This is a genomic window from Arthrobacter sp. 2YAF22_2, from assembly GCF_052114645.1.
In the GTDB taxonomy this organism is placed as follows: domain Bacteria; phylum Actinomycetota; class Actinomycetes; order Actinomycetales; family Micrococcaceae; genus Arthrobacter.
The window spans coordinates 1-1596 of sequence record NZ_JBFRFD010000678.1 but is presented as its reverse complement, the minus strand read 5'-3'; the positions used below and the strand labels follow the sequence as shown (position 1 = coordinate 1596).

Sequence of the window (1596 nt, the reverse complement as noted above, 5' to 3'; positions counted from 1 at the left end):
GCACCTGTTCGGCACCGACCGGCTGGGCCGGGACATCTTCTCCCGCCTGCTCTACGGTTCCCAGTCCTCGCTGATGATCGGCCTGGGTGCGGTGGCGCTGGCCGTGGCGGCCGGAGCCCTGCTGGGTTCCCTGGCCRCGACGTCCAGCAAGGCCGTGAACGAGCTGATCATGCGCCTGATGGACATCCTGATGGCCTTTCCCGGGATCGCCCTGGCCGCCGTGCTGCTGGCCGCCTTCGGCAACTCGGTGCCCACCATCATCGTCGCGATAGCGATCATCTACACCCCGCAACTGGCCCGCGTGGTCCGCGCCAACGTGCTGTCCCAGTACGGCGAGGATTATGTCCGGGCCGAGCGGGTGATCGGCGCTGGCCGCTTCTACATCCTGCTCAAGCACATCGTCCGGAACACCGCTGCCCCGGTCCTGGTGTTCGCCACCGTCATGGTGGCCGACGCCATCATCCTGGAGGCTTCGTTGTCCTTCCTCGGCGCCGGCGTCCAGGACCCCGCACCGTCCTGGGGCAACGTGATTTCCTACGGCCGCAACTTGGTCCTCTCCGGCGGGTGGTGGGCCACGACATTCGCCGGCCTCACCATCCTGCTGACGGTGCTGGCCCTGAACATCCTCGCCGAAGGCCTTACCGATGCCATGGTGAACCCGAAGCTCCGGCGCGCACCGGCGGTAAAGGACGACGACGGCTCGACCGCCGCCGTAGTGGCCATCGACACCGAGATCGGGACCTCCGTGGCCCAGGGATCCGTGGTGGAACAGCATGAGCTCGACGCCGTCCGCGACGCTTCCGGCGCTGCGGATCCGGAGTCCGGGCTGCTGCAGGACCGGAATGCCGCCCTCGCCAACCCGCACGCCCTGCTCGACCAGGAACTGAAGCTGCTGGCCGCCGTCGAAGCGGCCCGCACCGACCGGCTCCCCCAGGTCCCGGCGGGCGCAAGGCCCGTCCTCGAGGTCAAGAACCTTTCCATCCGGTTCCCCGGCCGCTTTGGTGACACGGCCATCGTGGACAACGTCTCCTTCACCGTCCGCGAAGGCGAAACCATGGGACTGGTTGGCGAATCGGGCTGCGGAAAGTCCATCACCTCCCTCGCCGTCATGGGGCTCCTGCCCAAGACCGCGAAAATCGCCGGGTCCATCACCTTCGACGGGAAGGAATTGCTCGACCCCGTGGCCGGGACCAGCAATGCCAAGGCCTACGAGGGCCTCCGCGGCCAGCACATCGCCATGGTCTACCAGGACGCCCTCAGTTCCCTGAACCCGTCCATGAAGATCAAGGACCAGCTCGAACAGCTGACCCGGCGCGGCGGCCGCAAGACCCCTACCGAGCTGCTCGAAATGGTCAAGCTCGATCCCGTCCGCACCCTGGCCAGCTACCCCCACGAACTCTCCGGCGGTCAGCGGCAGCGAGTCCTGATTGCCATGGCGCTGTCACGTTCGCCCAAGGTGGTGGTGGCGGATGAGCCGACCACCGCCCTGGACGTCACCGTGCAGCACCAGGTGGTGGAACTGCTCAACGAGCTCCGCGAACAGCTGGGCTTCGCCATGGTATTCGTCAGCCACGACCTTGCCCTCGTGGCCTCGCT

General features: G+C 67.2%; 1 protein-coding gene. It reads left to right on the top strand.

All coding sequences use genetic code 11. The features are described from left to right. A partial coding sequence (locus tag AB4Y86_RS18615) for a dipeptide/oligopeptide/nickel ABC transporter permease/ATP-binding protein (RefSeq protein WP_441403619.1) occupies positions 1-1596 on the top strand: 1596 nt, incomplete at both ends.